Below are 7,477 nucleotides of genomic sequence, written 5' to 3'. Positions count from 1 at the left end.
CAACGCCTTCGCCATGGGCGGTACGAACGCAGTTCTGGCATTCAGGCAGGTGTAGAAGCCATGCAAGACGCCTCATTCGAGGTCACCTGTCGTATCTAGCTGCTTGAGGGGCGGGGCATTGTGATACAGGGAGGGCTGTGGGGTCCCTCCTTCTCGGCCTCGACGATGTGGGAGGAGCCTGTGCGGCGAAACGGGCTAGACGCCCCCAGGCCCAGAACTTGGGCGAAACCAACTCCCACCAAAGCACAGCCGCTTTAGTAGCCGAACAATGAAGCCTCGCTCGACGAGCCGCCGCCTCTACTGTCAGCGGCATCACGCGGTTGAAGCGAACAGCGCAGCGGCTACTGTTTCCCGCACAACTCGGACGGCAATTGGGACAAGTCCGCACATGTCGTCACGTAAGCTGAACGCCGCAGGTACAGCCAAATTGGGGGCGGGGCGTTTCTGCCGTTTTGATAGAATTCTATCAAACTGACAATTTTCCTTGCACGAATGCAAGGAGAGCTCGATTGACTCCCCTCCTTTCTTGTCAAGGATGGGTTTGCAGGCTGCGGTGCGGCAGAAGCCGGACAGAACGGCGACCGGTCGAGTAAAGGCCTGCGCAAACAAGCGCGCATATTGCGGGCGCCCGCACGGAGGAGAAGACGCTCGTCCTGGTGAAAGACAACGATGCTCAGGCGCCATTGCCATTTGCCGAGGGGGTCCGCGCGCCGGAAATTTCGAAGCAACAAAGGTGAGATCGAGAATGATGATGGCGAAATACAACACAGCTCACCGTCCAGTGCAGTTCTACCGGCGGGTGGCGGAGTGGGATGGGCTGCCAAATGGAACGTAAAAAGATCAGCAAGGAGATGCTTGGCGATAGTCAGGCGCTGCGCAAGCTGCGTGAGCACCTTGTCAAGGTGGCCAAGGCGAAGACTACGGTCCTGTTGCGAGGTGAATCCGGAACCGGCAAGGAGCTGGTTGCCAAAGCCATTCACGAGCTCTCGCCTCGCGCCAAGCAGCCCTTCATCAAGGTCAATTGCGCGGCGCTCACCGAGACGCTTCTGGAATCTGACTTGTTCGGTCATGAGAAGGGTGCCTTCACCGACGCGAGCAGTTTGCGCAAGGGGCGCTTTGAGGCTGCCGACAAAGGCACATTGTTTCTGGACGAGATTGGCGAAATATCAGGTTCGTTCCAGGCTAAGCTGCTGCGTGTCCTGCAGGAGCAGGAGTTTGAGCGCGTCGGCAGCAACCACACCATTAAAGTTGATGTTCGCGTGATTGCCGCAACGAACAGGGACTTGGAAACGGCAGTTCAACGCAAGGAGTTCCGGCAAGACCTCTATTATCGCATCAACGTCGTCACTTTACGCGTGCCGGCATTGCGCGAAAGGCGAGGTGATATTCCGCTCTTGGCCGCTCAGTTTCTCAAGAATTTCAATACTGAGAATGATCACACGCTGACCTTCGCTCCCGAAGCGATTGAGGTGCTAATGAACTGCGAATTTCCAGGTAACATCCGAGAGCTCGAAAACTGCGTTCAACGGACGGCAGTTCTGGCGACGGGTCCATCAATCCTCAGAACTGACTTTGCCTGTTACGCGGATCAGTGCTTGGCCGCGGCGCTGTGGAAGAACGGACAGCCGACGTCAGAGAAGTCGACTACGATCGAGCCTTCCGCCGCCTGTGCCGCCCCGCCCGTCGGCGACGGGCAAGCGCCGATAGGCCCTGCCACGACTCGTGGTAGGGTGCCCGATGCCGATACGGTCATTGCTGCCATGGAAAAGTGTGGCTGGGTGCAGGCAAAGGCGGCGCGCCTGCTCGGTTTGACCCCGCGCCAGATCGGCTACGTGCTGAGAAAACGCGGTATCGAGATCAAGCGTCTCTGAAACAACCCGCCGAGCAAGAGCTGGAGCAGGTCAAGCATTGGTGCTCTGGCGCCGAGCCCATCGGCCAGGCTTACGAAGTGGGTGTGAACAGCGCTGCCAAGATTCCGGCCGTGTGCTTTCTACCACCAGTCGTACTGGGGCTCTGCGACTGACAAACTAAAAAGGAGTAATCCTCTGGCGGGACCTGGTCGATACATTAGCTGATGGCTTACCGCTCGATATCACGCAATCTGAGATGGGCATGAAAGTGAGTTCGACCGCTGGACAGTTGCCGACTTCGTCAGGTATTGGCCCCTGCGACCGGTTGATCTCCGATATCCAAATTCTTGGAAGTTGGTCGAGACGAAACTGTCGCCCCGGCTCGTGACCGACCGCGCGCCCGGCAAGATCGAGTTACAAAGTTGCCGAGGCAGTTTGATGTGCGTTCCTGCATCACTGTACGGGACACGACCTGACGGGAGACTATGATGCGTAGCCAAAAAGAAAAGATGCTCGCAGGCGAGTTTTACAATGCGGCGGATCCGGAGATCCAAGCTGACCTGTTGGCAACCGGGGCTTGGCTCAAGCGGTACAATGATACGCTGGGGCAGACCACGGGGCATTGGCATGAGCTTTTGTCCGAGCGGCTGGGAGAGGTTGGGCGCGGAACGGTCATCCGTCCGCCCTTTTTTTGCGACTACGGATTCAATATCCGCATTGGAGCCAATGCCTACATCAACTTCAACTGCGTTATTCTTGACGTGGTAGAGGTCAAAATCGGGCAAGGAACGGCAATTGGGCCTGCTGTGCAGATTTATACCGCCGATCATCCACATGATGCCGAGCAGCGGCAGGCCGGCCTGCAGGTCGGGCGTCCTGTTCACATTGGCAGCCGTGTCTGGATCGGCGGTGGAGCAATCATTCTGCCTGGCGTCACGATTGGTGATAATGCAGTGGTAGGCGCTGGCTGCGTGGTCACACGAGATGTTCCCGCCGGGGCAAAGGTAGTGGGAATTCCTGCTCGCGTGGCCGACCCACATAAACAGGCATAATCAACCTCGTTGACCCTGGAGGTGCATGCGAACTGTCGAAACTGTGCCGAATTTTTGTCGAAGCCATTGAGCGCTGCATATGTTGTCGCGACTCGGGCGCTTCAGTTCTTTTGCCACGGGGGTCACAAGATCATGTGCGTAATGCCGCCGCAACGTGCTCACGTCCCGCAGCAGCGGACCCTTTCACATGGCCCAACGAATTCAGAGCCTACGTTGTGCTGCCACTAGCATTACTGCTCACGAATGTATTCCCAACTGAGTTTTCGCCCTTGGAGGCAAGCAGCGACTCACCAGCAATCGCCGGCCATTAATCCTGGCTAGCATCGACCCCGACGAGGCGAGCCGCGGCGTTGCGGATCGGCATGTCGATGACCGTGATTGCGCCTTCGGCAAGGAAACGACGTTCGTTTCTGGTCAGCGTAGCCGAATCGATCACCGCAAAATGTGGGCCAGTGGAGCGCTTCATCAGCTGTCTGGCATATGTGCGCAGCATCTGATCGTTGAAGCGGCAGCCCACGAAGAAAAAACCCCGGTTGACGCGCCGTTGCTTCACCGCGTCCGGGATCGGCGTCTGGATATCAATTTCGGTTAGGACTTCGACGTAATCGGAATCAGCCACGAGGAAGTTTGCCGCCGGCCTGACGCTGCCGTGCGGCGCATAGAGCACCGTCCTAGCCACTTGTTCGGCCTCGAGTTCTGTTCCTGACAAATCGTAAGTTCTCGTCCAGATGTTACCGATTCCGGTCGCGCGCGTCGTTCCTTGTATCTCGACAACGTCTGTTTGGCCGGCCTCTGCAAGGGCTGCTCGCATGGCGCCATCGTACCAGCTGTCGATGATGACAGACAGTTGAAGGGTTGCGAGCCAGGCGTGAAGAACGGTCGGCTCGGCGGGGGCTGCGAATATCTCCGCCATCCACGCTTGGAGAGTCCGACGATGTCGGCGCTGCTCGATAAACTGCGCGACCGACCACATATTGGTGCGAATCCTGGAAGGGGCAGGCGCCCGCTTGTTGAGGGCCGCGGCGACATCTTCAGGGGTGCAAGGTACAGGGGATTCCGGTGGGTTAAGCTGCAGAAGACCAGGACCGAGATAGGGGATCACTCGATCGGCCTTGAGAGCGCCGTTCAGCAGGTCAATCAGTTTTTTGGCAAAACTGCCCCGGACGACGACGAGATGGTCCCAGCTCAGCATCGTGTTCATACGCGTTTCCTCTCCGCCACTGAACCCACCGGCATCAGGCCCCGTCGGAAATCTTCATCGCCTCGACGGTGATCGGCAAACGCGTGTCGCGCGGAAGGTCGGGCAGCATGAGCCGCCAACCGTTCCTGAGCGTCACGGTCCCGCCCCATAAGTCAGCGTTCTCAATCTCGGTGATCGGCTCTTCGAGATCCTTCTTGGGGACATAAGCCGACAAGCCAGTAGCGGTCCTGCGAATCATTACTTTCATCCGGCTGTTCCCCCGTTGGAAATGCCTTCAGCTCCGCAGGGAACCTCGACTTTGTCGAGGCTAATGAGTTCGCGCGCTCGCATGCCGACGACCGTGCCACGATCGATCCATTCGACCGCATAGATGAAGAATTGCTGGAGAAAGGTTCCAATGTCGCGCACGTAGCCTTCGTCGCCCTTCCGCACGAGGTTTTCGCCGATCTCCTTGCCGGGATAGGTGCCGTCGTTTTTTATGTGGCGTATCGCACGGACCCGCTCACCCTGCATGAACCGTGGCGGTCTGCCGATTTCGACCTCCTGTTCGCGTCTGGACCACATGCTGTCCATTCCTTTCTCGAGGCTTTTGTTGTGGTCGCGGGTTGCAGGCGTCGTCGTGCGGCGAACCCGACCGTTTCGGTAGGAATCAAGCGGGAACGCAGGTTTTCGGTACCGGACAGACCGACACGCATTGCTGCGTATCGAAGGCCTCCTTGCATTCGGTGCACTTGTTTGGATCGATCACATAGGCGTCGCCCTTGAACTTGATCGCTTCCGAAGGACATTCGAACTCGCAGGCCCCGCATTGGGTACATTGGGATGCGATGATCTTTAAAGCCATTCTAACTCCTGGTTATCGGACGAGACGGCTCAGGCCGTCGCCGCTAGTGGTCTGATCCCAAACTCTGCCGCGTAAAGTGCGCTGACTGCGGTCTCGATGTAGTCATGGCCATAGGCGTCGGTTACGCGCAGTCCAACTCGCGAGAGTTGTTCCTTCGGGCGATTTCCGATCTTGGCGCATAGCACTATGTGTATGCCTTCGAGCGCTGCGATGACGCCCTCGAGGATGGCGTCTTCGCCCCCGCCTCCGAGGCAATACCGCTCGACCTTCCGATGCCCGACCAAGCTGATCCCTCTAGGCGAGACTTCATAAACCTGGAATTCCTTCGCGTGGCCGAAGTGTTCGTTGACCCGTCCACCTCCCTTAGTGGCCACCGCAACCAGAAGCGACTTTTCGGAGTCTGTTGCCTTGACCATACCGATGGCCTCGCTCCTCGCCGCCTCATGATCACGGCGCTCGTGTGCGACCACCTGCCGATAGGCCTGACGCTTGCCAGCATCGTAGGCGACATCGTCGGGAATACCGTCCAGCGTGAATTCCTGGCCACGATCTTCACCGAGCAGGCCGACAGCATCTGCCCGGCACTGCCGGCAGTGGCGCATCAACTTGGCGCCACCTTCAAGTCGATCCTGAAGAGCCATCATCTCCGTTGCCGTTGGGCCGCGCTGCCCGATGAGTCCGTAGTGGGTACCGTGCGCCGGGTCCGAAATCAGAGGCATCACGTTGTGCAGAAACGCGCCCCGCTCCCTGACCATTTTGTTCACCTCAAACAGGTGCTGGTCGTTCACTCCAGGAATCATCACCGAGTTGATTTTGGTGAGGATGCCGCGCGCGCTCAGCATCTCCAGGCCCAGCATCTGCCGCGCGTGCAAGATTCGAGCGGCTTCGATGCCGAAGTAGCGGCGATTTTCATAAAAGATCCATGGATAGATCTTCGCGCCGACTTCCGGGTCGACCATGTTGATGGTGATCGTCACGTGATCAACATTCATTTCGGCAAGCTCGGCGACATGGTCCGGCAGCACGAGCCCATTAGTGGAGACGCACAGCTTTATGTCGGGGATTTCCCTGATGACGCGGTCGAACGTTGCCTTCGTTTTCTCCCAATCGTAACAGGCATCCCCCGGCCCAGCGATGCCAAGAACCGAAAGCTGCGGAACTTTGTTGGCAACGGCGATGACCTTGCGTAGCGCTTGGTCGGGCGTCAACTTCTCAGACACAACACCAGGCCGGCTCTCGTTGGCGCAATCGTATTTGCGATTGCAATAGTTGCACTGGACATTGCAAGCCGGCGCGACCGCCACATGCATACGCGCGAAATAATGATGCGCTTCCTCCGAAAAGCAGGGGTGATCCTTGATCCTTTCCCAAATAGCCGGATCCTCTTCGCCCGGGCTGGTCGGCGACGAGCCGTAGGAAGACGATGCGCAGCCACCGGATTTCGCGGCTGCCAGAAGACCCTCGGATGTCGTGCTAGTCGGCCCCTCAATCGAAACTGTCGGTGAGGACATCAAACGGCTCCGTTGCTGGTAACGTCGCGGTTCAAGGTGCAAGAGCCATACCAACTGAAAAAAGCGGCTTCAGTTCACTATTCGGGTCGATATCGCATTGTGTCAGGCCGGCGCGACACAATTTTGTCCTGCTTGCGACAGTGCAAGTCCAAATCCGTTCAGAAGCACGAAGCACTCCTTGTCGCGCACAGGGCGCGCAAGACCACTGGCCTGACGATTGGCTCATCAGGCTCTTAGAAGTTCCTTCACCTCGATACTATGCCGGCGTATCGCCTAGCCGACTTGTCGCAGCTTGAGGCCGAGAATTCGAGCCGCATTAGCCTGAACCCAGCCGGCCTTCTCCATTGTGTCGATCAGCCGTCACGCTTCGTCCGCCGCGGTCCCAGCCCCCGTCCGGCCGTATCGTTAGAATCGCAAGTGGCCATCTCGTGTTCAGGCGGGCGCCGATGCGCCGAACCGGCATCGTGCTGGCCCGTGAGAGCTCGTCGATGACATTGCCACGTTCCGAAAGATTGGTTCCTTCCAGAGGAGAACGCCAAGCACGCAGTTCTCCGGCTCGCGGACGTTGCCGGGGAAATAGCATTGCGAGATCAGCTCAACTGCCGACGGCGCAAAGCCATGGTTCTCCATATTTCAAGGGTAAGCGCTGTGTCCTTCCAGGAGGACCCGCGATCTGTGGGCCTGCCGATTCTGAGGTGGATCGGAGATCGGCTTGTGTCTGAACTTGAACTTACGATTGACCCTGAGCGGCAGCCTCGGCGTTTTCGAGGGTGATCAACGGCGCTGTTGGTCGGCGGCATTGGTCGATGGACGACAAGGCACGGAGTCATCTCCGAGACCCTGGAGCCGACGCGGTGATCTCGGAGGTTGCCCGGCGCTACGGGCTGCGGCCGCGGCGGAACGCTCGCAAGCTTGCGACGTCGGCAGGACAGGCCACTCCCGCCTAGTGGTTTCGGTGGCGCCACCGGAACGACCCGTTGGGCCTACATCCTTGCACCAGAGCTCAAGGCCACGGCCTG

General features: G+C 58.4%; 6 protein-coding genes and 2 pseudogenes. 2 read left to right on the top strand and 6 right to left on the bottom strand.

Going from position 1 to position 7,477, the window contains the following annotated elements; genetic code table 11:
* Positions 1 to 827: 827 nt before the first annotated feature.
* Together nifA and P9236_RS30100 are read left to right on the top strand one after the other, a co-directional pair.
* A pseudogene (gene nifA / locus P9236_RS30105) lies at positions 828 to 1,871 on the top strand (nif-specific transcriptional activator NifA); the annotation flags it as partial.
* 464 nt (positions 1,872 to 2,335) lie between these two features.
* Positions 2,336 to 2,902, top strand: a complete 567-nt coding sequence (locus tag P9236_RS30100) for a sugar O-acetyltransferase (protein ID WP_024505228.1) — start codon at positions 2,336 to 2,338, stop codon at positions 2,900 to 2,902.
* A 307-nt stretch (positions 2,903 to 3,209) separates the two neighbouring features.
* Here P9236_RS30100 and P9236_RS30095 read toward each other — a convergent pair whose 3' ends face one another.
* The 6 genes and pseudogenes from P9236_RS30095 to P9236_RS30070 form a co-directional block, all read right to left on the bottom strand.
* Positions 3,210 to 4,103: an SIR2 family protein gene (locus tag P9236_RS30095; protein ID WP_024505229.1), complete on the bottom strand. Its 894-nt coding sequence runs from the start codon at positions 4,101 to 4,103 to the stop codon at positions 3,210 to 3,212.
* Between the two features lie 34 nt (positions 4,104 to 4,137).
* Positions 4,138 to 4,350, bottom strand: a complete 213-nt coding sequence (gene nifT, locus P9236_RS30090; RefSeq protein WP_024505230.1) for a putative nitrogen fixation protein NifT — start codon at positions 4,348 to 4,350, stop codon at positions 4,138 to 4,140.
* Entirely contained in the window at positions 4,347 to 4,667 is a 321-nt protein-coding gene (locus tag P9236_RS30085; protein WP_024505231.1) for a nitrogen fixation protein NifZ, read from the bottom strand. The genes nifT and P9236_RS30085 overlap by 4 nt, the downstream gene beginning before the upstream one ends.
* An 85-nt stretch (positions 4,668 to 4,752) precedes the next feature.
* Complete coding sequence (locus P9236_RS30080) at positions 4,753 to 4,947, bottom strand: 4Fe-4S binding protein (protein WP_024505232.1); 195 nt, start codon at positions 4,945 to 4,947, stop codon at positions 4,753 to 4,755.
* 29 nt (positions 4,948 to 4,976) lie between these two features.
* Entirely contained in the window at positions 4,977 to 6,458 is a 1,482-nt protein-coding gene (nifB, locus tag P9236_RS30075) for a nitrogenase cofactor biosynthesis protein NifB (protein ID WP_063169393.1), read from the bottom strand.
* Between the two features lie 273 nt (positions 6,459 to 6,731).
* Positions 6,732 to 6,818, bottom strand: a pseudogene (locus P9236_RS30070) (helix-turn-helix domain-containing protein); the annotation flags it as partial.
* Positions 6,819 to 7,477 lie beyond the last annotated feature (659 nt).

It is taken from the genome of Mesorhizobium sp. WSM4884 (assembly GCF_029625675.1).
Taxonomy (GTDB): Bacteria; Pseudomonadota; Alphaproteobacteria; order Rhizobiales; family Rhizobiaceae; genus Mesorhizobium.
This window is presented reverse-complemented; position numbering and strand designations above follow the sequence as displayed.